Origin of the sequence: Amnibacterium sp. CER49 (assembly GCF_029846255.1) — a bacterium.
Classification (GTDB): Bacteria; Actinomycetota; Actinomycetes; order Actinomycetales; family Microbacteriaceae; genus Amnibacterium.
On record NZ_JARVWQ010000002.1, the window covers coordinates 955,987 to 981,691 of the forward strand.

19 protein-coding genes and 1 pseudogene are annotated in these 25,705 nt (G+C 73.4%); 5 read left to right on the top strand and 15 right to left on the bottom strand.

Annotated features, from left to right (window positions below):
- Positions 1–29: 29 nt before the first annotated feature.
- From QDR37_RS14600 to gabT, 5 genes are read right to left on the bottom strand one after another with little or no spacing between them, the layout of a single operon-like run.
- Complete coding sequence (locus QDR37_RS14600) at positions 30–1,430, bottom strand: NAD-dependent succinate-semialdehyde dehydrogenase (protein ID WP_279714509.1); 1,401 nt, start codon at positions 1,428–1,430, stop codon at positions 30–32.
- On the bottom strand, positions 1,427–2,824 hold the full coding sequence (locus tag QDR37_RS14605; RefSeq protein ID WP_279714510.1) for an NAD(P)/FAD-dependent oxidoreductase: 1,398 nt from the start codon (positions 2,822–2,824) through the stop codon (positions 1,427–1,429). The genes QDR37_RS14600 and QDR37_RS14605 overlap by 4 nt, the downstream gene beginning before the upstream one ends.
- 9 nt (positions 2,825–2,833) lie before the next feature.
- Positions 2,834–4,339 carry an NAD-dependent succinate-semialdehyde dehydrogenase gene (locus QDR37_RS14610; protein WP_279714511.1) on the bottom strand — a complete coding sequence of 502 codons (1,506 nt, stop codon included), beginning with the start codon at positions 4,337–4,339 and terminating at the stop codon, positions 2,834–2,836.
- On the bottom strand, positions 4,336–5,604 hold the full coding sequence (locus QDR37_RS14615; protein ID WP_279714512.1) for a Glu/Leu/Phe/Val dehydrogenase: 1,269 nt from the start codon (positions 5,602–5,604) through the stop codon (positions 4,336–4,338). Before QDR37_RS14615 ends, QDR37_RS14610 begins: the two co-directional genes overlap by 4 nt.
- Positions 5,601–6,959 carry a 4-aminobutyrate--2-oxoglutarate transaminase gene (gene gabT, locus QDR37_RS14620; protein ID WP_279714513.1) on the bottom strand — a complete coding sequence of 453 codons (1,359 nt, stop codon included), beginning with the start codon at positions 6,957–6,959 and terminating at the stop codon, positions 5,601–5,603. The genes QDR37_RS14615 and gabT overlap by 4 nt, the downstream gene beginning before the upstream one ends.
- 150 nt (positions 6,960–7,109) lie before the next feature.
- On the opposite strand from gabT, the gene QDR37_RS14625 reads away from it, so the two are divergent.
- The gene (locus QDR37_RS14625; RefSeq protein WP_279714514.1) at positions 7,110–8,660 is read left to right on the top strand and encodes a PucR family transcriptional regulator; all 1,551 of its coding nucleotides are present in this window, start codon (positions 7,110–7,112) and stop codon (positions 8,658–8,660) included.
- Positions 8,661–8,673: 13 nt separating this feature from the next.
- On the opposite strand, the gene QDR37_RS14630 is transcribed toward QDR37_RS14625, so the two are convergent.
- From QDR37_RS14630 to QDR37_RS14655, 6 genes and pseudogenes are all read right to left on the bottom strand, one after another.
- Positions 8,674–9,486: an ABC transporter permease gene (locus tag QDR37_RS14630; protein ID WP_279714515.1), complete on the bottom strand. Its 813-nt coding sequence runs from the start codon at positions 9,484–9,486 to the stop codon at positions 8,674–8,676.
- Positions 9,486–10,268 carry an ABC transporter permease gene (locus tag QDR37_RS14635; protein WP_279714516.1) on the bottom strand — a complete coding sequence of 261 codons (783 nt, stop codon included), beginning with the start codon at positions 10,266–10,268 and terminating at the stop codon, positions 9,486–9,488. The genes QDR37_RS14630 and QDR37_RS14635 overlap by 1 nt, the downstream gene beginning before the upstream one ends.
- An 86-nt stretch (positions 10,269–10,354) precedes the next feature.
- Positions 10,355–11,569, bottom strand: a complete 1,215-nt coding sequence (locus QDR37_RS14640) for an ABC transporter substrate-binding protein (RefSeq protein ID WP_279714517.1) — start codon at positions 11,567–11,569, stop codon at positions 10,355–10,357.
- A gap of 26 nt (positions 11,570–11,595) precedes the next feature.
- Positions 11,596–12,639, bottom strand: a complete 1,044-nt coding sequence (locus QDR37_RS14645; protein WP_279714518.1) for an ABC transporter ATP-binding protein — start codon at positions 12,637–12,639, stop codon at positions 11,596–11,598.
- Positions 12,640–13,121: 482 nt separating this feature from the next.
- Positions 13,122–14,789, bottom strand: a pseudogene (locus QDR37_RS14650) (amidase); the annotation flags it as partial.
- Positions 14,786–15,823, bottom strand: a complete 1,038-nt coding sequence (locus tag QDR37_RS14655) for an agmatine deiminase family protein (protein WP_279714519.1) — start codon at positions 15,821–15,823, stop codon at positions 14,786–14,788. The pseudogene QDR37_RS14650 and the gene QDR37_RS14655, both read right to left, overlap by 4 nt.
- 105 nt (positions 15,824–15,928) lie before the next feature.
- Here QDR37_RS14655 and QDR37_RS14660 point away from each other — a divergent pair, with 105 nt between their 5' ends.
- From QDR37_RS14660 to QDR37_RS14675, 4 genes are all read left to right on the top strand, one after another.
- Positions 15,929–16,531 carry a TetR family transcriptional regulator C-terminal domain-containing protein gene (locus tag QDR37_RS14660; RefSeq protein WP_279714520.1) on the top strand — a complete coding sequence of 201 codons (603 nt, stop codon included), beginning with the start codon at positions 15,929–15,931 and terminating at the stop codon, positions 16,529–16,531.
- A gap of 247 nt (positions 16,532–16,778) precedes the next feature.
- Positions 16,779–18,941: a DHA2 family efflux MFS transporter permease subunit gene (locus QDR37_RS14665; RefSeq protein ID WP_279714887.1), complete on the top strand. Its 2,163-nt coding sequence runs from the start codon at positions 16,779–16,781 to the stop codon at positions 18,939–18,941.
- A 73-nt stretch (positions 18,942–19,014) separates the two neighbouring features.
- Positions 19,015–19,647, top strand: coding sequence for a helix-turn-helix domain containing protein (locus QDR37_RS14670; RefSeq protein ID WP_279714521.1), 633 nt, complete (start codon positions 19,015–19,017; stop codon positions 19,645–19,647).
- A 54-nt stretch (positions 19,648–19,701) separates the two neighbouring features.
- Complete coding sequence (locus tag QDR37_RS14675; protein WP_279714522.1) at positions 19,702–20,721, top strand: alpha/beta hydrolase-fold protein; 1,020 nt, start codon at positions 19,702–19,704, stop codon at positions 20,719–20,721.
- A 183-nt stretch (positions 20,722–20,904) separates the two neighbouring features.
- On the opposite strand, the gene QDR37_RS14680 is transcribed toward QDR37_RS14675, so the two are convergent.
- From QDR37_RS14680 to pdhA, 4 genes are read right to left on the bottom strand one after another with little or no spacing between them, the layout of a single operon-like run.
- The gene (locus QDR37_RS14680) at positions 20,905–22,116 is read right to left on the bottom strand and encodes an acyl-CoA dehydrogenase family protein (protein ID WP_279714523.1); all 1,212 of its coding nucleotides are present in this window, start codon (positions 22,114–22,116) and stop codon (positions 20,905–20,907) included.
- 34 nt (positions 22,117–22,150) lie between these two features.
- Positions 22,151–23,431 (bottom strand): dihydrolipoamide acetyltransferase family protein, encoded by a 1,281-nt coding sequence (locus QDR37_RS14685; protein ID WP_279714524.1) that lies wholly within the window; start codon positions 23,429–23,431, stop codon positions 22,151–22,153.
- A complete protein-coding gene (locus QDR37_RS14690) occupies positions 23,428–24,441 on the bottom strand; it encodes an alpha-ketoacid dehydrogenase subunit beta (RefSeq protein WP_279714525.1) in 1,014 nt (337 codons plus the stop codon). Before QDR37_RS14690 ends, QDR37_RS14685 begins: the two co-directional genes overlap by 4 nt.
- Complete coding sequence (pdhA, locus tag QDR37_RS14695) at positions 24,438–25,565, bottom strand: pyruvate dehydrogenase (acetyl-transferring) E1 component subunit alpha (RefSeq protein WP_279714526.1); 1,128 nt, start codon at positions 25,563–25,565, stop codon at positions 24,438–24,440. The genes QDR37_RS14690 and pdhA overlap by 4 nt, the downstream gene beginning before the upstream one ends.
- Between the last annotated feature and the right edge of the window lie 140 nt (positions 25,566–25,705).

A 25,705-nucleotide genomic window follows, 5' to 3' on the forward strand; every position in this document is an offset into this window, starting at 1 on the left:
GAGCGGCGCCGTCGTTCGTGCGGGAGGGCTCAGGCGCCGGTGGTGCCGGAGACCGTGGGCCACGCGTTCGCGCGGATGAGCTTGCGGTTCGCGAACTCGCCGAGACCGAGCCGGCCGAGCTCGCGGCCGAAGCCCGAGCGCTTCGTGCCGCCGAAGGGCAGCTCGGGGGCGTCGGCGCCGACGATGTTCACGTAGACCATGCCGGCCTCGAGCCGGTCGGCCACCCGCTCCGCCTGCTCCCGGTCGGTCGTGAACACGTAGGAGCCGAGGCCGAACGGGGTGTCGTTCGCGACGCGCACCGCGTCGTCCTCATCGGCGACCCGGTACACGGTCGCGACGGGCCCGAAGAACTCCTCGCGGTAGACGTCGTTGTCGGGCGTCACCCCGACGAGCACGGTCGGCGGGAAGAACGTGCCGTTCCGCTTCCCGCCGAGCACCACGCGGGCGCCGCCCTCGACCGCCCGGTCGACCTGGGACTGCAGGCGCTCGGCCGCGGTCTCGGAGGAGAGCGGTCCGATCCGGGCCTCGTCGCTGCTCGGGTCGCTCGGCTCCACGGCCTGCAGGGCCGACGTGAACCGCTCGAGGAACGGCTCGTAGAGGTCGTCGACGACGACGAAGCGCTTCGCGGCGTTGCAGGACTGCCCGGTGTTGTCGAGCCGCCCCGCAACGGCCGCCTCGACCGTGGCGTCGAGGTCGTCGGTGGAGAGCACGAGGAACGGGTCCGAGCCGCCGAGCTCGAGCACGACCTTCTTCAGGTGCTTGCCCGCGATCGCGGCGACGGCCGACCCGGCCCGCTCCGAGCCGGTGAGCGAGACGCCCTGGATGCGCGGATCGCCGATGACCTGCTCGATCTGCTCGTTGGTGGCGTAGATGTTCACGTACGCGCCGTCGGGGAAGCCCGCGTCAGTGAACATCCGCTCGATCGCGGCCGCCGACTCGGGGCACTGCGGCGCGTGCTTCAGGAGGATCGTGTTGCCGATCACGAGGTTCGGCGCCGCGAACCGGGCGACCTGGTAGTAGGGGAAGTTCCAGGGCATGATCCCGAGCAGCGCGCCGACGGGGCTCGTGCGGATGACCGCGTCGCCCTCGCCGAACGACAGCTCGATCGGCTGGTCCTTCACGAGGTCGGGGCCGGTGTCGGCGTAGTAGTCGATGATGTCGGCCGCGAAGCCGACCTCGTCGCGGGCCTGCTGCAGCGGCTTGCCCATCTCGCGCACGGCGATGCGCGCGAGCTCCTCCTGGCGGTCGCGGTGCAGCTGCGCGACGCGGCGCAGCAGGTCGGCGCGCTCGGCCGGCGTGCTCGTGCGGCCCCAGCCCTTCGCGGCCGCGGCGACGCGGGTCAGCGCGTCCTCGAGGCCGGCGGCGTCGATCTCGGGGTACTCCGCGACCTGCTCGCCGGTGGCGGGGTCGACGACGGCGTAGATGCTCATGCGTGCTCCAGGGTGGGGACGGTCTGCCCGGCGGGACGGCCGCCGAGCTCGTTCGATACTGCCGCAGCGGTGGCGTGGCCGACACGGATCGCCCCGTCGACGTGCTGGTAGCCGTGGCCGGCGAGGTCGCTGCTCGAGAACCGGATCGGGCCGACGGGCGCGCGCAGGTCGGCGCCGTAGCGGGCGAGGCCGCCGAGGTCGAAGCTCGCGGCGTAGGCGCCGCGGGTCCAGTCCTCGACGCCCCAGTCGCTCTCGTAGTAGACGACGGGGTTCAGGGCCCGCTCGCCGTAGTAGTGCGACAGCGAGGTGAGGATCTGCTGCCGGCGCTCCTCGGCCGACAGGGCGAAGACGCGGTCGGCGGCCTCGTCGGAGACGAAGCCGACGAGCGTGCCGCGGGTGTCGCCGTGGTTCGTGTTGTCGTACGCCTCGTGCACGAGCTCGTACGGGCTGAACGCCGTGCCGGACAGGCCGTCCTCGCGCCAGAACGGCGTCTCGTAGACGGCGTGCACCTTGATCACGAAGCCCATGGAGAGGTGCTGGTGCAGCTGCTGCTGCCGGCGCGGCAGCGGCGGCTCGAAGCCGATGCGGGTGATGAGAGTCGGCGGCACGGCGAGGATCGCGCGCTTCGCGTGCACCTCGAGGTCCTCGGTGATCACGACGACGCCCTGCTCGTCCCAGCGCACGGTGCGCACCGGCTGGTTCAGGTGCACCTCGTCGCCGAGCCGCTCGGCGAGCAGGATCGGCACCTGCTGCAGGCCGCCGACGACGCGCTCGTCGAGGATGAAGTCGGCGTCGACGAGGTTGCTGAAGCTGCCCGCGGACGCGGCCATGAGCAGCGCCTGCAGCGCCGAGAACGCGTGCGCGGGCTTCGTGAGCATGGCGCCCGCGATGAAGAGGCCGATGTTGTCGCGCGCCTCCTGGTCGTCGGTCTGCTCCTCGAGCCAGCGCGCGAACGACACCCGGTCGAGCTCGACGGCGCGCGGATGCGCCCACGGCTGCTCGGGGTCGACCTCGGCCACGAGGGCGTCGAGCTGCTCGATGAGGCGGACCATCTCGCGCTCGGTCTCGGGCTTCACGGGGAAGATCTCGCCGGTGAAGCGGGTGAGGTGGCCGTCCTTCGCGATGTAGACGCTGTCGCCGTCGCGGTAGCGCTTGTACGTCTCGAGACCGAGGTCGTTCAGGGTGGCCTTCAGCGCGTCCTGGTCGGGCGACACCCACTGGCCGCCGATCTCGAGGATCGCGCCGTCGATGTCGTCGGTCTTGAGGCGCCCGCCGACGCGCTCGCGCGCCTCGAGGACGGTGACGGAGTAGCCGGCGGCGACGAGGTCGGTCGCTGCCGTGAGGCCGGATGCGCCGGCGCCGACGACGACCACGTCGCGGTCGATGCGGTTCACGTGTGTTCCTTACTTCGACGCCGGCAGAGCCGGCGCGGTGCTGTCGGGGATGAGGCTGTACTTCGTCGTCAGGTACTCGAGGATGCCCTCGGCGCCGCCCTCGCGGCCGAACCCCGACTCCTTGACGCCGCCGAACGGGGCGGCGGCGTTCGAGACGACGCCGGTGTTGATGCCGACCATGCCGGTCTGCAGCCGCCGGATGAGGCGGTGCGCGCGGGCGAGGTCGCGGGTGTACGCGTAGGCGACGAGGCCGTACTCGGTGTCGTTCGCGAGGCGCACGGCCTCGTCCTCGTCGTGCACGGGCACGATCGCGACGACGGGGCCGAAGATCTCCTCGCGGAGGATCGCGCTGCCCGGTCGCACGCCGGTGAGCACGGTCGGCTCGAGGAAGAGGCCCTCGCCGCGCCTGCCGCCCGTGACGAGCGTCGCGCCGCGCGCGACCGCGTCGTCGACGAGGGCGAGCGCCTTCGTCACCGCGGCGTCGTTGATGAGGGGGCCGATGCCCACCCCCTCCTCGGTGCCCGGACCGAGTCGGAGCGCCCGGATGCGCTCGGTGAGCCGGCCCGTGAACCCCTCGACGAGCGACTCGTGCACGAGGAACCGGTTCGCGGCGGTGCAGGCCTGCCCAATGTTGCGGAACTTCGCGAGCATCGCGCCGGCGACGGCCGCATCGAGGTCGGCGTCGTCGAGGACGAGGAACGGCGCGTTACCGCCGAGCTCCATCGACACCCGCAGCACGTGCTGCGCCGCCTGCGCGATCAGCCGCCGGCCGACGGCGGTGGAGCCCGTGAACGACAGCTTCTTCAGGCGCGGGTCCGCGAGCAGCGCCGCCGTGATGCCTGCGGCGTCCGTCGTCGTCACCACGTTCACCACGCCGGCGGGGACGCCCGCCTCCTGAAGGAGCGCGGCGAACCGGAGCGTCGTCAGCGGGGTGAGCTCGGACGGCTTGATCACCACGGTGCAGCCGGCCGCGAGCGCGGGCGCGATCTTCCTCGTCGCCATCGCGAGCGGGAAGTTCCACGGGGTGATCAGGTAGCAGGGCCCGACCGGGTCGTGGCTGACGAGCACCTGACCGGTGCCCTCGGGGTTCGATCCGGCGGTGCCGCGGATGCGCACGGCCTCCTCGGCGAACCAGCGCAGGAACTCGGCACCGTAGGCGACCTCGCCGCGGGACTCCGCGAGCGGCTTGCCCATCTCGAGCGTGATGAGCAGGGCGAGCTCGTCGCGGTGCTCCGTGACGAGCTCGAAGGCGCGCCGGAGGATCTCGCTGCGCGCGCGCGGCGCGGTCGCCGCCCAGGACGCGGCTGCGGAGTCGGCCGCCTCGAGCGCGGCGAGGGCGTCGGCGGGGGTCGCGTCGGCGATCGCGGCGAGCACGTCGCCGGTCGCCGGGTCGGTGACCTCGATGCGGCCCGAGCCGCCACCGGGGGTCCACGAGCCGCCGATCAGCAGCCCGTCGGGCACGGCGGCGAGCACGGCGTCCGCCGCCTCGGTGCGGGCGGGTGCGGTGAGGGTCACGGGTACAGCCCCCGCAGCCGGTGCGCCTCGGCGACCCGCTCGACCGCGAGCACGGTCGCCGCGGTGCGCAGGCTGAGGTCGCGTGCCTGCGCGGTGCCGGCGACGGCGTCCCACGCGGCGAGCATGCGCGACTCGAGCTTCGCCTCGACCTCCTGCGCGTCCCACCAGTAGGCCTGGTTCGCCTGCACCCACTCGAAGTACGACACGAGCACGCCGCCGGCGTTCGCGAGGATGTCGGGCACGACGAGCTGGCCCTGCTCGGCGAAGACCCGGTCGGCGGCGCCCGTCGTCGGGCCGTTCGCGCCCTCGACGATGACCGGGGCGGTCACCCGGGCGGCGTTCCCCTCGTGCAGCACGCCCTCGAGTGCGGCGGGCACGAGCAGCTGCACCGGCAGCTCGAGCAGCAGGTCGCGGTCGAGCGCGTCGGCGCCCGGGAAGCCGACGACGGAGCCGGTGCGGTCGACGTGGTCCGAGAGCGCCTCGACGTCGAGGCCCGAGGTCGCGGTGACGGCGCCGTACTGGTCGCTGACCCCGACGACCTGCACGCCCGCCTCGGCGAGGAAGCGCGCGGTGTCGCGGCCGACCTTCCCGAAGCCCTGCACGGCCGCCGTGGCGCCGTCGATGCGGATGCCGCGCGAGCGGAGGGCCGCGAGGGCGATGTGGACGACGCCGCGTGACGTGGCGCTCGCGCGGCCCTGCGAGCCGCCGAGGCTGATGGGCTTGCCCGTCACGATGCCGGGCACCGTGTAGCCGGAGTTCACCGAGTAGGTGTCCATCATCCAGGCCATCGTGCGCTCGTCGGTGCCGACGTCGGGCGCCGGGATGTCGCGCTCCGGACCGATGATCGGCAGGATCTCGCTCGTGTAGCGCCGCGTGACGCGCTCGAGCTCGCCGGCGGAGTGGCAGCGCGGGTCGATGTTCACGCCGCCCTTCGCGCCGCCGTACGGCACGTCGAGCAGGGCGCACTTCCACGTCATCCACATGGCGAGCGCCCGCACCTCGTCGAGCGTCACGTGCGGGCTGTAGCGGAGACCGCCCTTCGCCGGTCCCCGCGAGACGTTGTGCTGCACGCGGTAGCCGGCGAAGAGGTGCACCTCGCCGTCGTCGGCGCGGAGCGGGACGGCGACCGTGAGCTCGCGTCGCGGGGTCGCGAGCATCGCATGGAGGCCCTCGTCGTACCCGAGCAGCTCCGTCGCCGTCGCGAGCTGCGCGCGGGCGTCGTCGAGGGCGCTCGGCGCGGGCGCCTCGAGCGTCGGGGTGCTCATGCGGCGCGCACCGTCTCCACGAGCAGGTCGAGGGCCTCGGCGAGCAGCTCCTCGGGGATCGTGAGCGGCGGCAGCAGGCGGATCACGTTGCTGTCGGTGCCGCAGGTGAGCACGATGACGCCCTGCTGGTGCATCCGCTGCGCGACGCGGGAGGTGAGCGCCGCGTCGGGCTCGGTGGTGCCGGGCACGACGAGCTCGATGGCCTGCATGGCGCCGCGGCCGCGCACGTCGCCGACGCGAGGGTCGTCGGCCCGCAGGGCGCGGAGGCGCTGCTGGATCATCTCGCCGAGGCGCTGGGCGCGGTCGGCGAGGCGGTCCTGCTCGAACGTCTCGATCGCCGCGAGCGCGGCGACGCAGGCGAGCGGGTTGCCGCCGTAGGTGCCGCCGAGGCCGCCCTTCTGCGCGGCGTCCATGAGCTCGGCGCGGCCGGTGACGGCCGAGAGCGGCAGGCCGCCGGCGATGCCCTTCGCGGTGACGACGAGGTCGGGGACGATGCCGAACTGCTCGCTCGCGAACATGGTGCCGGTGCGCGCGAAGCCGGTCTGCACCTCGTCGGCGATGAACACGACGCCGTTGCTCTGCGCCCAGTCCGCGATGCCCGGCAGGAAGCCGTCGGCGGGCACGACGAAGCCGCCCTCGCCCTGGATGGGCTCGATGAGCACCGCGGCGAGGTTCTGCACGCCCACCTGCTTCTCGATGAGGTGGATGGCGCGCTCGGCCGCCTCGGCTCCCGACAGGCCGTCGCGGAACGGGTAGGACAGCGGCACCCGGTAGACCTCGGGCGCGAACGGGCCGAACCCGTTCTTGTACGGCTGGTTCTTCGCCGTGAGCGCCATCGTGAGGTTCGTGCGCCCGTGGTAGGCGTGGTCGAAGACGACGACGGCCTGCTTGTGCGTGGCCGCGCGGGCGATCTTCACCGCGTTCTCGACGGCCTCGGCGCCCGAGTTGAAGAGGGCGCTGCGCTTCTCGAAGTCGCCGGGGGTGAGGCGGTTGAGCGCCTCGCAGACCTCGACGTACGAGTCGTACGGAGCGACGGTGAAGCAGGTGTGCGTGAAGCGCTCGACCTGCTCCTGCACGGCGGCCACCACGCGGGGCGCCGCGTTGCCGACGCCGACGACCGCGATGCCGGAGCCGAGGTCGATGAGCGAGTTGCCGTCGACGTCGACGACGACGCCGCCGCCCGCAGCCTGGACGAAGACGGGCACGGTCTCGCCGACCGCGGCCGACACGGCCGCGGCGCGGCGGGTGAGCCACTCGCGCGAGCGCGGGCCGGGGATCTCGGTGACGAGGCGGCGCTCCTGCGGCAGCTCGGGGCCGCCGCGGCCGGTCGAGGTGGGCTGGTCGAGCAGCGTCATGGCGAGCATCCCCTTGCAGTCGGTACGTCGCTCCCGCCGGATCTCGGCGGTGAGACCCGTCCAGGGTAGGCCGGTCGCCTGAACGTCACCCATGGCCCGTCGGGCGATCCCGACGTGTACTTTCGCCGCTTTGTACAGCACACTGATGCGGTGCCCACCGCAGTGCGCGACCTCCTGTCGAACCCCGCCCTCGCCCTCGAGCTGCTGACCGACGAGTCGCGCCTCCCGACCTCCGCCCTCGACGCCGCCGTCGTGTGGGTGCACAGCTCGGACCTGCCGGACCCCACTCCGTTCCTCGAGCCCGGGCACGTGCTGCTCACGGGCGGCAGCCAGTTCGTGGGCCGACCCGAGGAGGCGGTCCGCACCTACGTCGGGCGGCTCGCCGACCGTGGAGTCGTCGCGCTCGGCTTCGGGTCCGGCCTCGCGCTCGACGGGCCGCCGCCGGCGCTCGTCACGGCCTGCTGCGCGGCCGGCCTCCCGCTCTTCGCGGTGCCGTATCGGATCCCGTTCATCGCGATCGCGCAGCACGCCGCCGAGCTGGTGGCCGAGGAGGCCAACGAGCGGCGCAACTGGGCGCTGAAGGCGCAGCGGGCGATCTCGCTCGCCGCGCTGAAGCCGAACGGGCTCGCGGCGACGCTCGCCGAGGCGTCGCGGCAGCTCGACCGCTGGGTCATGCTGCTCGGCACCGGCGGCGTCATGGACCGGGCGCACCCCGCGGACCCGGGCGAGGAGGTGCTCGCCGTCGTGCGCGAGGAGGCGGCCCTGCTGCTGAAGCGGCGCCGGCGCAGCAGCGCGAGCGTCGAGACCGGCGGCGAGCACGTGCTGCTGCAGACGCTCGGCTCCGGGCAGACGCTCCGGGGCGTGCTCGCGGTCGGTGGCGCCGCGCGGCTCGACGACGCGGGCCAGCAGGTGCTCGACGGCGTAGTCGCGATGGCGGCCCTCGCGCTCGAGGCGAGCCACGAGCTCGACCGCGCCCGGTCGCTGCTCCGGACCGGCCTGTGGCACGCGCTGCTCGCGGGCGAGGTCGAGCTCGTCCGGCAGGTCGCCGAGGAGGTGTGGTCGCCGCTCCCGGCGGATCCCGTGGTGGTCGCGCTGCTGAAGCCCGAGGGCGTCGCGGTCGAGGCGATCGAGGAGCTGCTCGAGGCCCGGGCCGCCGACCGCCCGGGCTCCCTGTTCTTCGCGGCGTTGCCGTCCGGCATCGCGCTCGCCTGCTCCCCCGCCGCAGGCGACCTGCCGGAGCTGCTCGTCGAGGCCTTCGAGGTGACCGTCGGGGTCTCCGCCCCGGTCCCCCTCGACGCGCTGCGTCGCGGGCTCGAGCAGGCGCAGGAGGCCCTCGAGCGCACCCGGCCCCTCGCGCCGCGGGTCGTCACGTTCGACGAGCTGACGCGCGACGGGGTGCTCGCGCTGCTGACCCGGATGGACGTCACGCGCGTCGCGGAGGCGATGCTCGAGCCGCTCACCGCGTATGACGACGAGCACGGGGCGGCGCTCGTGCCGACCCTCCGCGTGTGGCTCGAGCACGACGGCCACGCCGAGCGGGCCGCCGCGGTGCTCGGCGTGCACCGGCACACGCTCCGCGCGCGCATCCAGCAGTGCGCGCGCCTGCTCGGCCGCGACCTCGACGAGTTCGCCGCCCGGGCGGACGTCTGGGCGGCGCTCCTCGCGCTCGACGCGCCCGTCCGGGCCGCAGCGGCCCGCTAGCGCCGGGCCCGGCCTAGATGCGGCCGCCCGCCGCATCGCCGCCGAAGCGCTGCGCGAGCCAGACGGGCACCACCGCGACCACGGTGAGCACCGCGGCCACCACGTTCACGACGGGCGCCTGGTTCGGCCGGAACAGGTTGCCGAAGATCCAGATCGGCAGGGTCTGCACCGTCGGGCCCGCGGTGAACGTCGTCACCACGATCTCGTCGAAGCTGAGCGCGAAGGCGAGCAGGGCACCCGCGACGAGACCGCCGCGCAGCAGCGGGAATGTGACGTGCCGGAAGGTCTGCCAGGTGCCGGCGCCGAGGTCCGCCGACGCCTCCTCGAGCGAGGTGCCCATCCGCCTGAGGCGCGCCTGCACGTTGTTGAACACGATGACGATGCAGAACGTCGCGTGCCCGACGATGACCGTGCCGAGGCCGAGCGTCACCCCGTAGGGACCGAGGAACGAGGTGAACGTCGCGTTCAGCGCGATGCCCGTGACGATGCCCGGGAGCGTGATCGGCAGCACGAGCAGGAAGCTGATCGAGCGGCGCCCGAAGAACCGGTGCCGCTGCACGGCGAAGGCGGCCATCGTGCCGAGCACGAGCGCGATGGCCGTGGCGGCGAGGCCGGCGACCACCGAGGTGCCGAGCGCGGCGAGCGCGCCCTGGCTGCTCGCGGCGGCCGCCCACCAGCGCAGCGTGAGACCGCTCGGCGGGAACCCGAAGGTGCGCGACGCGTTGAACGAGTTCAGCACGACGAGCGCGAGCGGCACGTAGAGCGCGGCGAGGGTGAGCACCGCCCAGACCGTGAGCGTGCGGCGGAGGCCGGACGACAGGCGCATCAGACGTTCTCCAGGGCGCCGGTGCGGCGCATCGCGACGAGGTAGAGCACGATCGCGACGAGCGGGATCAGCGACAGCGCGGCGGCGAGCGGCTGATCGTTGGCGGTGACGAGCTCGCCGTAGATGATGTTGCCGAGCATCTGCGTCTTGCCGCCGACGATCGTGACGGCGATGTAGTCGCCGAGCGACAGCGAGAAGGTGAAGATCGACCCGGCGGCGACCGCGGGGAACACGAGCGGCAGCACCACCCGCCGCAGGGTCGTGAATCCGGAGGCGCCGAGGTCCGCGCTCGCCTCGAACAGCGAGTCCGAGACCCGGTCGAAGCCCGCGAACACCGGGATCACCATGTAGGGCAGCCACAGGTAGGCGAGCGTCAGCACCGTCGCGGTGATGCCGTAGCCCGGCGTCGCCCCGCCGAGGACGAACGAGAGCGGTCCCGACGGCGACAGCAGCACGCGCCACGCGTACGCCTTGACGAGGTAGCTCGCCCAGAGCGGCGTGGTCACCGCGACGACGAGGGCGAGCCGCGCCGCAGGGCGCGCGACCTTCGCCATGAAGAGCGCCATCGGGACGGCGACGACGGCGTCGATCAGGGTGACCCCGAGCGCGACGAGCACGGTGCGCAGCGTCACCTGCCAGTAGAGGCCGCTCCCCACGACCTCGAGCAGGTTGCCGCTCGTGTAGACGGGCACGACGGCGCCCGTGAACGTGTTCGTGCTCCAGAACGCCGAGAGCAGCAGCACCGCCATCGACCCGAGGTAGGCGATGACGAGCCAGGCCATCGGTGGCAGGAGCAGTCCTGCGAGGCGCGCCCGCGAGCCGGCGGAGTCGAGCGGCGATCCGCTCCTCCGCCGGCCCGCCGGCAGGGTCACCCCTTGATCTGCTGCCACTTCGTGACCCACTCGGAGTAGTCGGTGCAGCCGTTGCCGGAGCCGTCGACGCACTGCTTCTGCGGCGTGGTCCAGTAGTGGATCCTCGACGCGTACGCGGCGTCGGTGGCGTGGTAGGTGGCGCAGAAGGACTTGTCGCTCGTCTCGGTGCACGCCTTCGTCTGCGCGGGCGCCTCGCCGAACCACTCGGCGACCTGCGCGTTCACCTTCGGCGACGTGATCCAGTTCATCCACCGGTACATGCAGTTCGGGTGCTTCGCCTTGCTCGACACCATCCAGGTGTCGGACCAGCCGGTCGCGCCCTCCTTCGGCAGCACGGTGGCGACGGGCACCTTCTTGTCCGAGGCGATGAGGTTCGCGATCACCTGCCAGGTGGTCCCGACCTCGGTGCTGCCGGACTCGAACGCCTGGACCGCCTTCGTGTAGTCGGCCCAGTACTCGCCGACGTTCGCGTTCTGCTGCTTGAGGAGCGTCACCGCGGCGTCGAGCTGCTTCTCGGTGAGCGAGTACGGGTCCTTGATGCCGAGCGACGGGTTCGTCCGCATGAGGTAGAGGGCGGCGTCGGCGATGTAGATCGGCGAGTCGTAGGCCGTGACCTTGCCCTTGTAGGGGCCCGCCTTGTCGAACACCACGCTCCACGAGTCGGGCTTCGGCGTCACGACCTTCGGGTTGTAGAGCAGCACGTTGGCGCCCCAGCCGTGCGGGATGCCGTACATGGTGCCCTTCACCGAGTTCCACGCCTTGTTCTTGAGGAACGACGAGATCGAGGCGTAGTTCGGCACGAGCGAGGTGTTCACCGGGGCGACGTCGCCCGCGTAGATGAGGCGCAGCGTCGCGTCGCCGGAGGCGGAGACGCCGTCGTACTGCCCGGTGCGCATGAGCTGCACCATCTCGTCGGAGGTGTTGCCGATCTTCACGTTGACGTGGCAGCCGGTCTGCTGCTCGAAGGGATGCACCCAGTCGACGGTCTTGTCGTTCGAGCCGTCCTCGGCGTAGCCGGCCCAGGCGATGATGTTGAGCGCGCCCTCGCCCGCGCCGAGCTTCTTCAGCTCGGCGACCTTCGGCGGCTGGGCGCCGCCGGTGCCGCCCGCGGAGCCCCCCGAGGTGGTCGTGGCGGTGGAGCAGCCGGTCAGCGCGACGGCGAGCACCATCGAGGCGGCGAGCGCCGTGCGGCGCAGCAGGGTTCGGGTCATGTCGGACTCCTCTTCGAGCGGACGGTTCAGGAGGCGAGCGCGTGCACGGCGGACTCGTGCCACGCGAGGACGACTGGGGCGCCGCGCGTCAGGTCCGGCAGCGCGTCGGCCTCGGCGTTCAGCAGCACGGCGGCGAGGGTGGTGCCGGCTGCGTCGACGAGGACGCGGGTGGTGGCGCCGGCGTAGACGACCTCGGCGATCGTGCCGGAGACGCGCCGCGCCTGAGGCGGCACGGCGGCGTCGGGACCGAGCACCGTGATCTTCTCGGGCCGCACCGCGTGCACGCCCTCGCGGTCGAGCAGCGCCTGAGCGACCCGGCCCTCGAGGATGTTCGAGGTGCCGACGAACTCGGCGACGAACCGCGACGCGGGCCGCTCGTAGACGTCGGCGGCGTCGCCGACCTGCTCGATGCGGCCCTGGTTGAACACCGCGAGCCGGTCGCAGAGGGTGAGCGCCTCGTCCTGGTCGTGGGTGACGAAGACGAACGTGATGCCGACCTCGCGCTGGATCGCCTTCAGCTCGACCTGCATCTGCTCGCGGAGCTTCAGGTCGAGCGCGCCGAGGGGCTCGTCGAGCAGCAGCACGCGGGGCCGCACGACGAGCGCGCGGGCGAGCGCGACGCGCTGCCGCTGGCCGCCGGAGAGCTGCACCGGGCGCCGGGCGCCGAAACCGGAGAGGCGCACCATCTCGAGCGCCTCGCCCGCGCGCTTCGTTCGCTCCGCGCGCCCGACGCCACGGACGCGGAGCCCGTACTCCACGTTCTGCTGGACCGTCATGTGCGGGAACAGCGCGTAGTCCTGGAACACGGTGTTCACGTCGCGCTTGAACGGCGGCAGCGCCGTGGCGTCGACGCCGCCGAGCCGGACGGTGCCCGCGGTCGGCTGCTCGAAGCCCGCGATCATGCGCAGCACGGTCGTCTTGCCGGACCCCGACGGCCCGAGCATCGCGAACAGCTCGCCGTCGGGGATCTCGAGGTCGACGCCGTCGACCGCGACGACGTCGCCGAAGGTCTTGCGGATGCCCTCGAGGGCGATCCCGGGCGAGGCGGGGCGCGCCTGGTCGCTCGTCACGGTGCTCCTTCGGACCGGTCCTGCCGCGGCGGCTCGCACCGCGACGAGGTCAGGGTAGGGCCAGCCGGGGGCTCGGCATCAGTCCGCGCAGTACACCTCCCGGATGGATGCGCTCCATCCGGGCCAGGCGGCTAGACCCCGCCGACGGTGCGCAGCTCACCGGCTGCGGCGCCCGTCGCGTCGACGGCGGTGACGACCACGAGCGAGCCGTACGGACCGCGCCACTCGGTGTGCGGCACGGCGTGCGCGTCCGGCGGCAGCACCGCCTCGGCGGCGAAGCCGTCCCCGTCGCGGCCGACCGGCACCTCGGCGCCGGCGACCGTCACCCGCACCTCGGCGGCCGAGCCCGCCGTGACGGTGCCGGCCACCGCGACGCGGATGCCGTCCGGGCCGGCCTCGGCCGTGGCGTCGACGGCGAGGCGGGGCGGCTCGGCCGAGCGACGGGAGGGCGACCGCGGCGGTGCGGCGATCCGATCACCCGGCAGGGAGGGGGTGCGCGGCGGGGCGGTGCGCCGTTCGCGGAGCGCCTCCGCGGCGGCGCCGAGCAGCAGGAGGGCGGTGTCGTCGAAGGCGCGGCCGAGGATCGTGAGGCCGACCGGCATCCCGATGTCGTCCATCAGCCCCATCGGCACGGTGACGGTCGGCAGGCCGAGGTGCCGGGGCACGAGGTTGCCGTTCGCCACCCAGACGCCGTTGCGCCACGCGTCCTCGGCCGATCCCTCGTCGACGTCGGCGTCGGCGCGGCCGACGTCCGCGAGGGCGGGGAAGACGACGGCGTCGAGGCCGAGACGCGCCATCCACTCGTCCACGTCGACGCGCCGGGCCTCGTCGAGGCCGCGGAGCCCCTCGGCGAGCGCCGGGATGTCGGCGAGCGCCGGCACGCCCTGCCGCGCCCGGCCGACGTACTGGCCGATGTCGAAGTCGTACTCGCCGTAGCGGTCGGGCAGCGCGCCCGTCGCGAGCGGCGAGAGCAGCGCGGGGTCGGCGTCGGCGAGGCGGGAGAGCGCCGGGTCGCCGTTCGCCTGGAGGAAGTCGTCGAGTGCCCAGATCGACAGGTCCCAGAGCTCGCTCTCGAGGTACTGCTCGGGCACGAGGCCGCGCTCCACCATCGTCCGCGCGCCGGGGCGGTCGCGCTCGTAGTTCGACACCGCAGGGAAGTCGGTCTCGATCACCTCAGCACCCGCCGCCTCGAGGTCCTCGCGCATCCGCTCCCAGAGCGCGAGCACGCTCGGCCGGGTCCGGATGGGCTCGGTGGCCTCGTCGTCGCGGCCGATGTACATGCGGGGCACGCCGAGCCGCTTCCCGCGCAGCGCCCCCGGATCGGCGAGCGCCGCGTACGAGGCGGGGCGCAGCGCCGACGCCGGCGGGATCGGGATCCACGGCTGCACGCGCCAGAAGTCGCCGCGCGTGCGGTCGTCGTCGGCGACGAGCTCGTCGAGCAGCGCGAGCAGGTCCGCCATGGTGCGGGTGTGCGGCACGACGACGTCCATCGTGGGCACGAGCGGCCAGTTGCCCCGGATCGAGATCACCCCGCGCGACGGGGTGTAGGCGACGAGCGCGTTGCACGACGCGGGCGCCCGCCCGCTCGACCAGGTCTCCTCGGCGAGCCCGAACGCGGCCATGCTCGCCGCGGTGGCGACGCCGGAGCCGTTCGACGAGCCGGACGCGAACGCCGAGGAGAGGTACTCGGCGTTGTACGGGCTCTCCGCGCGGCCGTAGAGACCGCGCTGCATGCCGCCGTTCGCGAGCGGCGGCATGTTCGTGAGGCCGACGAGCACGGCGCCGCCCGCCCGGAGCCGCTCGATGGCGTAGGCGTCGGCGCCGGCGACGAGGTCGCGGAAGGCGGGCGACCCCGCTGCGACGACCATGCCCTTCGCGGAGTAGCTGTCCTTCGCCGTGAACGGGATGCCGTCGAGCGGCCCCAGGAGGCGTCCCGCCGCGCGGCGCGCGTCGGCGGCGCGGGCCTCGGCGAAGACCTCGGGGTTCAGCTCGACGACGGCGTTCAGCCTCGGGCCGGATCGGTCGTACGCGGCGATGCGGTCGAGGTAGCGGCCGACGAGCTCGACGCAGGTGAGGACCCCGGCGTCGAGGGCGGCGCGCAGGTCGGCGATCGACGCCTCGACGAGCTCGAAGGGGGCGCCGTCGCTCATCGCGAGACCCCCGCCGCCGGCTGCTGCTGGGTGATGCAGTGGATGCCCCCGCCGCGGGCGAGGATCGGCCGCGCCTCGACGGCGACGACCCGACGGCCGGGATAGACCGACTCGAGCACCTCGCGGGCGCGGCCGTCGGCGACGTCCTCGCCGTAGGAGCAGGCGACCACGCCGCCGTTCACGGCGAGATGGTTCACGTAGTTCCAGTCGACGAAGCCGTCCTCGTCGCGGATCCGGGCGGGTCCCGGCACGTCGACGATCGTGAAGGGCTCCCCCTCGGCGTCCACCGCGGCCTCCAGCACCTGGCGCAGCCCGCGGGTCACCTCGAAGTCCGGGTGCTCGCGGTCGTCCTGCCGGTGCACGAGCAGCATGCCGGGCGCGGGGACCGTGAGGATCATGTCGATGTGCCCGCGGGTGCCGAAGCGCTCGTAGTCGCGGGTGAGGCCGCGCGGCAGCCACACGGTGGTCGTCGTGCCGAGCGTGCGGGCGAGCTCCGCCTCGACCTGCTCCTTCGTCGCTCCGGGGTTCCGGTGCGGGTCGAGCTGCACGGTCTCCGTGACGAGGACGGTGCCGCGGCCGTCGACGTGGATCGCGCCGCCCTCCTGCACGAGCGACGACGGCACGACCTCGGCGCCCGCGGCCTCGCCGACGAGCCGGCCGAGGAGCGCGTCGCGATCCCACCGGGCCCAGTCCTGCGCGCCCCAGCCGTTGAACACCCAGTCGACCGCGCCGAGCCGGCCGTCCTTTCCCGTCACGAAGGTCGGCCCCGAGTCGCGGAGCCAGAAGTCGTTCAGCGGCGCCTCGAGCAGCTCGACCTCGGACGAGAGCATCCGCCGGGCCCGACCCCGCTCGACCGGGTCGACGAGCATGGTCACCGGCTCGAACTCGAGCACCGCGTGCGCGACGGCGGTCCACGCCGCGTACGCCTCGTCGGCCTCCGCCTGCGTCGCGCCGAGCGTGTCGTTCGGGCGCGGGAACGCCATCCAGGTGCGCTCGTGGCGCTCCGTCTCCGCCGGCATCCGCCAGTCCGCCATGGCACGCTCCCCGTCGAGTCCTGTTGACCATGCGATCAACAAAGGTGACGATACGGGCGCGGGGCGCGGGACGTCAACCGGCTCCGCCTCCTACGATGAGCGCCCGTGGACACCCGCCGCGCCGCCCGCAAGACCCCGGACGAGCGCGACGGCGAGATCCGGGGCGCCGCCCGGTCGATCGCCCTCGAGCAGGGGCTCGTCGCCGTGACGCAGCGCGCGGTGGCCGCCCGGATCGGGGTCGCTCCGGCGCTCGTCACGCACTACCGGTCGAGCATGGAGGGACTCGTCGTCGACACGTTCCGCGCGATCGTCGCCGCGGAGCTCGACGAGGTGCGGGGCGCCACGCAGCAGGGCACGGCGCGCGAGCGGCTCCGCGCGCTCGTCGCCACGGCGCTCGACCCCTCGCGCGACGCGGTGACCGCGGTCTGGGTCGACGCCTGGAGCCTCGGCCGCCGGAACGCCGCGCTCGCCGCGGCGGTGCGCGAGCAGGCCGACGCCTGGCAGCGGCACGCCGAGGAGCTCGTGACGACCGGGGTCGCCGCCGGCGAGTTCGCCGACGTCGAGCCCGCGCGGATCGCCTGGCTGCTGCTCGGGCTCGTCGACGGGCTGAACGCGCAGTCGGTGATCCACGACCGGCACGATCCGCGCCGGGCCGCCGTCGTCCTCAGCGCGGTCGAGCGGGAGCTCGGGGTGGCATCCGGGGCCTGACGCGCCGCGCGTCCGGCGACCTCTCGCGGAACCGTCGATCGCCTCCGAGCGAGCCGGTGCGACACTCGGGGAGCCGTCGCGGAATTTTTGCAGAGCGTGTAATCTTGCAATCACTGCAACCGTCGCCGCTTCCCGGCGCCAGGGGTTCGCCCCTCCTCGAGCCAGCACCGTCTCCGATCCGAATCGAAGGACGTCCGTGACCACCGTTTCCGCACCGCCCGCCGAGGCGCCGTCCGGCTCAGCCGTGATGACGCACCGGCAGATCCTGCTCGTCATCTACGGCCTGATGGCCGGCATGTTCCTCTCGGCCCTCGACCAGACGGTCGTCGGCACCGCGATCCGCACGATCGGCGACGACCTGCACGGGCTCGACGAGCAGGCGTGGGTGACGACGGCCTACCTGATCGTCTCGACGATCGCCACGCCGATCTACGGCAAGCTCTCCGACATCTTCGGGCGCCGCCCGCTCTTCATCTTCGCGATCACGGTCTTCGTGTTCGGCTCGCTGCTGGCGTCGTTCTCGACGTCGATGATGATGCTCGCCGGCTTCCGCGCGGTGCAGGGCCTCGGCGCCGGCGGCCTCATGTCGCTGCCGCTCGCGATCATGGGCGACATGCTCGCGCCCCGCGAGCGCGCGAAGTACCAGGGCTACTTCCTCGCCGTCTTCGGGGTCTCCTCGGTCATCGGTCCGCTCGTCGGCGGTCTGTTCGCCGGGGCCCCGCAGATCCTCTTCCTCACCGGCTGGCGCTGGGTGTTCCTCATCAACGTGCCGATCGGCGCGGGCGCGCTGCTCATGGTGCTCGCGTTCCTGCACCTGCCGCGCTTCGGCACCCGCAGCGTGCGCATCGACTGGTTCGGCGCCGCGGCCGTCGTCGCGACGCTCGTCCCGCTGCTCCTCGTGGCGGAGCAGGGCCGCACCTGGGGCTGGAGCTCGGCCGGGTCGATCGCCTGCTACGTGATCGGTGCGGTCGGGCTCATCGCGTTCATCGTCGTCGAGACGATCATGAAGGACGACGCGATCATCCCGCTGAAGCTGTTCCGCTCCCGGGTGTTCTCGATGTCGACGGTGCTCGGCGTGCTGGTCGGCTTCGGCATGTTCGGCGCGATGCTCACCCTCCCGCTCTACATGCAGATCGTCGTCGGCCTGTCGCCCACGGCGTCCGGGTTCGCCACGCTGCCGATGATCCTCGGGCTCATGATCGCCTCGATCGGCTCCGGCCAGATCATCTCCCGCACGGGCAGGTACCGCATCTTCCCGACCACGGGCACCGCGGCCATGGCCATCGGCTTCCTGTGGCTCACGACGATGACCATCGACAAGCCGCTCTGGTACGTGATGATCGGCATGTTCTTCGTCGGCCTGGGCCTCGGCCAGCTGATGCAGACGCTGACGCTCGCGAGCCAGAACGCGGTCGGCACCCGGGACATCGGCGTGGCGACCAGCGCATCGACGTTCTTCCGCCAGATCGGCGGCACGCTCGGCACGGCGATCCTGCTCTCGGTGCTGTTCTCGACCATGCCGGCGAACATCACCGCGGCGATGCAGAACAGGGCGACGCTCACGAGCGCCCTCGACGCGGCGCTCACCCCGTCCGTCGCGGAGGCGCCGAAGAACAGGGCGATCATGGACCAGCTCTGGACGAAGATCACCGACCCGATCAGGAGCAAGGTCCAGACGAACCTCGACACCGCGACCGCGAAGGTGAAGTCCGCCGTGAAGACGGCGGTCGGCACGCAGGTCGACGCGCAGGTGAAGCAGGCCGTCACGCAGAAGGTCACCGCCGCCGTGCAGGCCGAGGTGAAGGCCGGCGCGATCCCCGCGACCGCCGCGCAGTCGGTCATCCAGCAGCAGGTCGCCGCCGCCCTGCCGGCCGCCCAGCAGCAGGGGCAGGCGGCCGCCGCGAAGGCGCTGCCCGCCGCCACCGACAAGGCGCTCGCGACCGTGGCGAAGAAGGCCCACGCGAGCGTCGTGAACGGGAGGCTCGTCGTCGACTGGTCGAACGCGTCCGAGCGCTCGTACTACGTGGGCAGGATCGTCCCGACCATCGAGAAGCAGATCAAGAAGGGCACGAGCAAGGCCTCCAGCGCGTCGACGAGCACGACGAGCGACACGTCCTTCCTGAACGGCGCCGACCCGCGCCTGTCGAAGCCGTTCCTCACCGGCTTCAACAGCTCGGCGACCGGCATCTACTGGGTCGGCCTGATCGTGATCCTGATCGCCTTCGTCCTCTCCCTGTTCTTCAAGGTGCCGCCGCTGCGTCAGCGCTCCGCGCTGCAGGAGCAGGCGGACAACGCCGCCGCGAAGGACACGATCGAGGTCGAGGCGGGCAGCGCCGCCGCGACCGCGGGCGCCCACGTCGGGCCGATGGCCGGCTCGGTCGAGTCCGTCGACGACCACGCCCGGGTCTGAACCCGTCCCGCTGCCCCCGCCGGTCCTCGGCGGGGGCAGCGCCCTCCTCCATCCCGACCCTCGAAGGACCACGATGAGCAGCACCGCGCCGTTCGCCGAGACCGGCGAGCTGACCTGGCGGGAGCAGAAGAAGCTCCGCACCCGGCAGGCCCTGCACGAGGCAGCCCGGCGGCTGGTGCTCGCCGACGGCCTCGCCGTGACCGTCGAGGAGATCTGCGCCGAGGCCGGCGTCTCCCCCCGCACCTTCTTCAACTACTTCCCGTCGAAGGCGGCATCCGCCCTCGGCCTGCCCGACCTCGTCATCACCGACGAGCAGCGGGCCGCCTTCCTCGGCAGCGGCGGGAACATCGTCGCCGACCTCTGCGTGCTCGTCGGCGCGGTCTTCTCGGTCGCGACGGGCGAACGGCTCGCCGACAAGGCGGCCATGCGCGAGCTCGTGCAGCAGCGACCCGAGCTGAAGCCCGAGCTGTTCTCACGGCTCGCCGTCATCCGCCGCGGCTTCTTCGACATCGCCGCCGAGCGCACCGACGCGGAGCGCGCGCGGCATGCGGCGACCCTCGTGCTCGCGGCGCTCTCCGAAGCGATGGAGGGCGACGGCGACGGCGGGGCCGACCTCGGCGACCGACTGCTCGCGAGCGTGCGGGGCATGTGCGCCGTCGCGACGGAGCCCGCCACCCCGGCGCTGCCGGCGCAGCTCGCCGGCTGACCGGGCGGAGCGTCTCAGCGCTTCCTTCGGCGCGGGTGAGGAGCATCCCTCCCCGTGCAGTCGAACCGAACGAGAACGACGCCGCGCGCTCGCCGTGCCGAGCTGCGGCGGGGCACGCTCACGGCCGCCGGCCTCGTCGCGCTCGTCGGCCTGATCGTCGCGGGTCTCGCGCTCGACCACGCACGCACGGCGGCCGGCACGGGCCGTCCGGTTGCGAGCGCGTCCTCCGCCACGGCCGCGGCGCCGTCGCCGGCGTCCAGCGCGTCAGGAGCGCCCTCGGTCCACGGCGTCGTCCGGCAGGTGGTGATCCCGGCGCCGCGGTCGCACTTCGCGGCGCGCCCCGGGTACGTCTACCTGCCGCCCGCCGCGCTCCGGCCCGGGGCCGGCGCGTTCCCCGTGGTGATCGCCCTCTCCGGGCAGAGCCGCACCGCCGGGCCGCAGGACGTCGTGGAGCCGGGTCGGATCCCCACGATCATGGACCGCATCGCCGCCTCGCACGGCGGCCGGGCGCCGATCGTGGTGGTGCCCGACCAGCTCGGGCAGAGCAGCCACAACCCGATGTGCGTCGACTCCGCACTCGGGAACGTCGCCACCTACATCACCGTCGACGTGCGCGACTGGATACTGGCGCATCTCCCCGTCCGGCACGACCGGCGCTACTGGACCATCGCGGGGTTCTCCGAGGGAGGCACCTGCGCCATCCAGTTCGGCGCCGGCTACCCGCAGCTCTTCGGGTCGCTCGTCGACGTCTCCGGCCAGGAGGCGCCGACGAACGGCTCGCTCGCCCACACCATCGCCGTCGGCTTCGGCGGGAGCACCGCCGCGTACGAGCGGGCGACCCCCCTCGCGCTGCTGAAGGCGCACGCCCCCTATCCGGACACCGAGGCGCTCTTCACGGCCGGAGGCGCCGACCACCACTACGGCCGCATCGCACCGATGCTGAGCCGCGCGGCGGCAGCCGCCGGCATGCACGCGACCGCGAAGCTCTTCCCGGGGCTCACCCACAACTGGACCGTGGCGACCGACGGCTACACCTGGTCCTTCGACCGGCTGGTGAGCCGCTGGGGGCTCTAGACCCATCCCGCGGGGCGAGAATCGATCCGCCCCGAGCGAGGCCCGGCCGCCGGGTGTCAGCCGGCCGCCGGGCCTCCACCCGCGGCAGGTCGGGCGGAGCAGCCGCCTCACGCGCCGACCTCTGCGGCCGCCCGGCTCGCTTCGTGCTGCGTCCCACGGCCGGGCGGCGGCCTTCCCGCGCGGCTACAGGGCGTCGAACCCCAGTCCGCGGGCGATGATCCCGAGCTGCACCTCGGAGGTGCCCTCGCCGACCTCGAGGATCTTCGAGTCGCGGTAGTGCCGCGCGACGGCGTTCTCGTTCAGGTAGCCGTAGCCGCCGAAGATCTGCGCGGCGTCGCGGGCGTTGTCCATGGCCGCCTCGCTGCCGACGAGCTTCGCCATCGACGCCTCCGACTTGAACGGCTTGCCGTTCATGAGCTTGTGGACCGCGTCGTAGTAGGCGAGGCGCGCCGTGTGCACGCGGGCCTGCATGCGGGCGAGCTTGAACGCGATCCACTGGTTGTCGCCGATCGGGCGGCCGAAGACGGTGCGCTCCTTCGCGTACCGCACCGCCTCCTCGAGGCAGCCCTGCGCGGCACCGGTGCAGAGGGCGGCGAAGGCGACCCGGCCCTCGTCGAGCGTGGCGATGAAGTTCGCGAAGCCCCGGCCGCGGGCGCCGAGGATGTTCGACGCCGGCACGCGGACGTCGGTGAGCGTGAGCGGGTGGGTGTCCGAGGTGTGCCAGCCGACCTTGTCGTACGGCGCCTCCTGCACGAAGCCCTTCGCGGGCAGCGGCACGAGGATCGCGGTGAGCTCCTTCTTGACCGACCCGTCGGGGCGCACCGACTCCCCCGTCACGGCGGTGACGGTCACGAGCCGCGTGATCCTCGTCCCCGAGTTGGTGATGAACTGCTTGCGGCCGTTGATCACCCACTCGCCGTCCTCGAGCCGCGCGGTGGTCTGCGTGCCGCCGGCGTCCGAGCCCGCCTGAGCCTCGGTGAGGCCGAACCCGGCGAGCGCCCGGCCGCTCGCGAGCAGGGGCAGCCACTCCCGCTTCTGCTCCTCCGTGCCGACCCGGAGGATCGGCATCATGCCGAGGCCGACCCCGGCCTCGAGGGTGACGGCGATGCTCTGATCGGCGCGGGCGAGCTGCTCGACGGCGAGGCAGAGGGCGAGGTAGTCGCGGCCCCGGCCGCCGTACTCCTCCGGCACGGGCAGGCCGAAGAGGCCCATCTCGCCCATCGCGGCGATGATGTCGTAGGGCAGCTCGCGCTTCGTGTCGTACTCGTAGGCGGCGGGCGCGACGACCTCGTCGGCGAAGGCGCGCACCTCGTCCTGCAGCCGGGCGTGGAACTCGGGCAGCTCGAACCCGGGCGGCACCGCGTCGGTCCGTTCGGGCGGGGTCATGAGCGTCATGGCTTCTCCTTGTCGCAGGCGGGTCGCGCCCGGATCAGGCGGTGAACGCCCTCGCCGGGTCGGCGAGGAGTCGTCCGATCTCGGCGAGGAACAGGGCGCCCTGCTCCCCGTCGAGCACGCGGTGGTCGATGGTCAGGCTGAGGGTCACGACGTCGCGCAGCGCGATGCCGCCGTCGTGCTCCCACGGGCGGCGCGCGACGGCGCCGACGGCGAGGATCGCCCCCTCGCCGGCGTTCAGCAGCGGGGTGCCCCCCTCGACGCCGAAGACGCCGACGTTCGTGATCGTGATGGTGCTGCCGGCGAGGTCGGCCGGTGCGGTGCGGCCGTCGCGGGCGGTGGAGGTGAGCGCGGCGAGGCCGTCGGCCAGACCGGCGAGGTCGAGCTCCCCCGCGTCCCGGAGCACGGGCACGAGCAGCCCGCGCGGCGTTGCGACGGCGATGCCGAGGTGCACGGCGCGGCGGCGGACGATCGAGTCGCCGTCCCAGCGCGCGTTCACCGCTCGGTGCCGGCGCAGCGCGAGGCAGAGCGCGCGGGCGACGGCGGCGAGGAAGGTGACGCGCACCTCGCGGAACGCACGGTCCTCCTTCAGCCGGTCGAGCAGCTCGAGCGTCGGGGTCACGTCGACCGGAAGGAACATCGTGACCTGCGGCACCTGCGCGCTGCGGATCATCGCGTCGGCGGTCGCCTTGCGCACGCCGCGCACGGGGACGCGCTCCTCGTCGGCCTCGATCGCGGGGGACGCGCTCGGCGCGGCCTCGGCGGTCGGCTGCGCGCCGGCCGCCGCCCGTTCGACGTCCTCGCGCGTCACGAGGCCGTGGGGACCGGACCCGTGCAGCTCGTCGAGGCGGACCCCGAGGCGCGCGGCGAGCATGCGGACCGGCGGGGCGGCCAGGGTCCGGTGCTCCACCACGGCGACCGGTTCAGGGGCGGGCTCGGGCTCGGGCTCGGAGGTCTGCTCCAGCACCGTGGTGCCGCCGTCGACCGCCGGAGCGCCCTGCCGCCGCCTGCGCCGCCCGGACTCGGCGACCGCGCCGTACCCGACGAGGTTCGGCGGCGGCGCGTCGTCGCCCTCCGGGTCGTCGACCCGGAAGGCGAGCAGCGTCTCCCCCACCTGCACGGTGGTGCCGGGCTCGGCGTGGAGCCGCTCGACCACGCCGGTGTGCGGCGACGGCAGCTCGACCATCGCCTTCGCGGTCTCGACCTCGGCGATGATCTGGCCGAGCTCGACGGTGTCGCCCTCGGCGACGCGCCAGGCGACGAGCTCGGACTCGGTGAGGCCCTCCCCGAGGTCGGGGAGGCGGAACTCGCGGATCATGCAAACGCCTGCTCGCCGTAGCTCGAGGGCCTGCCGAGCGCGGCGTCGACGCCGTCGAGCACCCGGTCGAGGTCGGGCAGGTGGTGCCGCTCGAGCTTCGCGGGCGGGTAGGGGATGTCCCAGCCGGTGACGCGGACGACCGCGTGCTCGAGGTGGAAGAAGCAGCGCTCCGTGATGCCCGCGGCGAGCTCGGCGCCGATGCCGCCCGTCTGCGCCGCCTCGTGCACGACGACGGCACGGCCCGTGCGCCGCACCGACTCCGTGACGGCGGGCCAGTCGATCGGCGAGAGCGAGACGAGGTCGATCACCTCGAGCGAGAGGCCCTCCTCGGAAGCCGCCTCGGCGGCGTCGAGCGCGACCTGCACGAGGCCGCCGAAGGTGAGCACGGTGACGTCGGTGCCGTGGCGCAGGACGCGGGCGCGGGACATGCCGCCCGCCGCAGGGGCGCCGTCCGTCGCGACCTCGCCCTTCAGGTGGTAGCGGCGCTTCGGCTCGAAGAACAGCACCGGGTCGTCGCAGGCGACGGCCTCCTGGATGAGCGAGTAGGCGCTCTGCGGGTCGGCCACGCTCATCACGCGCAGGCCCGGGGTGTGCGCGAAGTAGGCCTCGGGCGAGTCCGAGTGGTGCTCCGCGGAGCCGATGCCGCCGCCGACCGGGATGCGGATCGTGATCGGCATCGTCACGGCGCCCTTCGTGCGGGCGTGCATGCGCGAGACCTGGCTCACGATCTGGTCGAACGCCGGGTAGACGAAGCCGTCGAACTGGATCTCGCACACCGGGCGGTAGCCGCGGTACGCGAGACCGACGGCGGTGCCGAGGATCCCCGACTCGGCGAGCGGCGTGTCCATCACGCGCTGCGGGCCGAAGTCGCGCTGCAGCCCGTCGGTGACGCGGTAGACGCCGCCCAGCTTGCCGATGTCCTCGCCGAGCAGCAGGACCTTCGGGTCGGCGGTCATCGCCTGCCGGAGGCCGGCACCGATCGCGCCGCCGAGGGTCATCGTCGCGCTCATCGCTCCTCCTCGAAGCCCTCGCGGTAGGCGAGGAACCGGGTCCGCTGCGCCTCGAGCACGGGGTGCGGCTCGGCGTAGACGTCGTCGAAGATCGACTCGCCGTCTGGCTCGCCGAGCGCCGTGCAGTCGGCCCGGAGCGCGGCGGCCGCGCGCTGCGCGGTGGCCGCGACCTCGGCGTCGACGTCGTCGGTGAGCGCGCCGGTGCCGCGCAGGTAGGCGGCGAGCCGCGCGACCGGGTCCTTCGCCTTCCACGCCTCGACCTCGTCGGCCGTGCGGTAGCGGGTGGGGTCGTCGGCTGTGGTGTGCGGCCCCATCCGGTAGGTGACGGCCTCGATGAACGACGGGCCCTCGCCGGCGCGGGCCCGCTCGAGCGCCTCGCGGGTGACGGCGAGCACGGCGAGCACGTCGTTGCCGTCGACGGTCACGCTCGGCAGCCCGAACCCCGCGGCGCGGGCGGCGATGCCGGTGGGCGCCTGTAGGCCGACGGGCTCGGAGATCGCCCACTGGTTGTTCTGGCAGAAGAAGACCACCGGAGCGCCGTACGTGACGGCGAACACCATCGCCTCGCTCGTGTCGCCCTCGCTCGTCGCCCCGTCGCCGAAGTAGCTGACGACCGCGGACGCGGCGCCGTCGTACTTCGCGCCGATCGCGTAGCCGGTGGCGTGCAGGGTCTGCGCGCCGATGATCACCTGCGGCGTCGCCATGCCGATGCGGTACGGGTCCCAGCCGGCCACCGCGATGCCACGCCAGACGCGGCAGAGCTCGGCGGTCGTCGCGCCGCGGACCCAGGCGACCCCGTGCTCGCGGTAGCTCGAGAAGACGAAGTCGTCGTGCTCGAGCGCGCGGGCGGAGCCGATCTGCGCGGCCTCCTGCCCGAGCAGCGGCGGCCAGAGTGCGAGCTCGCCCTGCCGCTGCAGGGCGGTGGCCTCCTGGTCGATCCGCCGGATCACGACCATGTCGGTGTAGAGCCCGAGCAGCGCGGCGTCGTCGAGGTCGGCGACGCGCGCCGCGTACTCGCCGGAGGTTTGCCGGACCCCGTCGGGCGTGAGGAGCCGCACGGTGCGGGGGTCGCCCCGATCCGGGGGGCTGCCCGTGCCCGTGTCGTGCGCGAGGAGTGAGGACATCCGCGACCGCCTTCGGTGCATCGGCCCGGCCGCCTCGTGGGCGGCCTCGGCATCCGGCAACGTCGCCGAATGCTTGCGCACGGTACGCCGCTGTGATCGGAAGGTGCAACGGGCCGCGCAAGGATGGAGCAGAGTGCGCA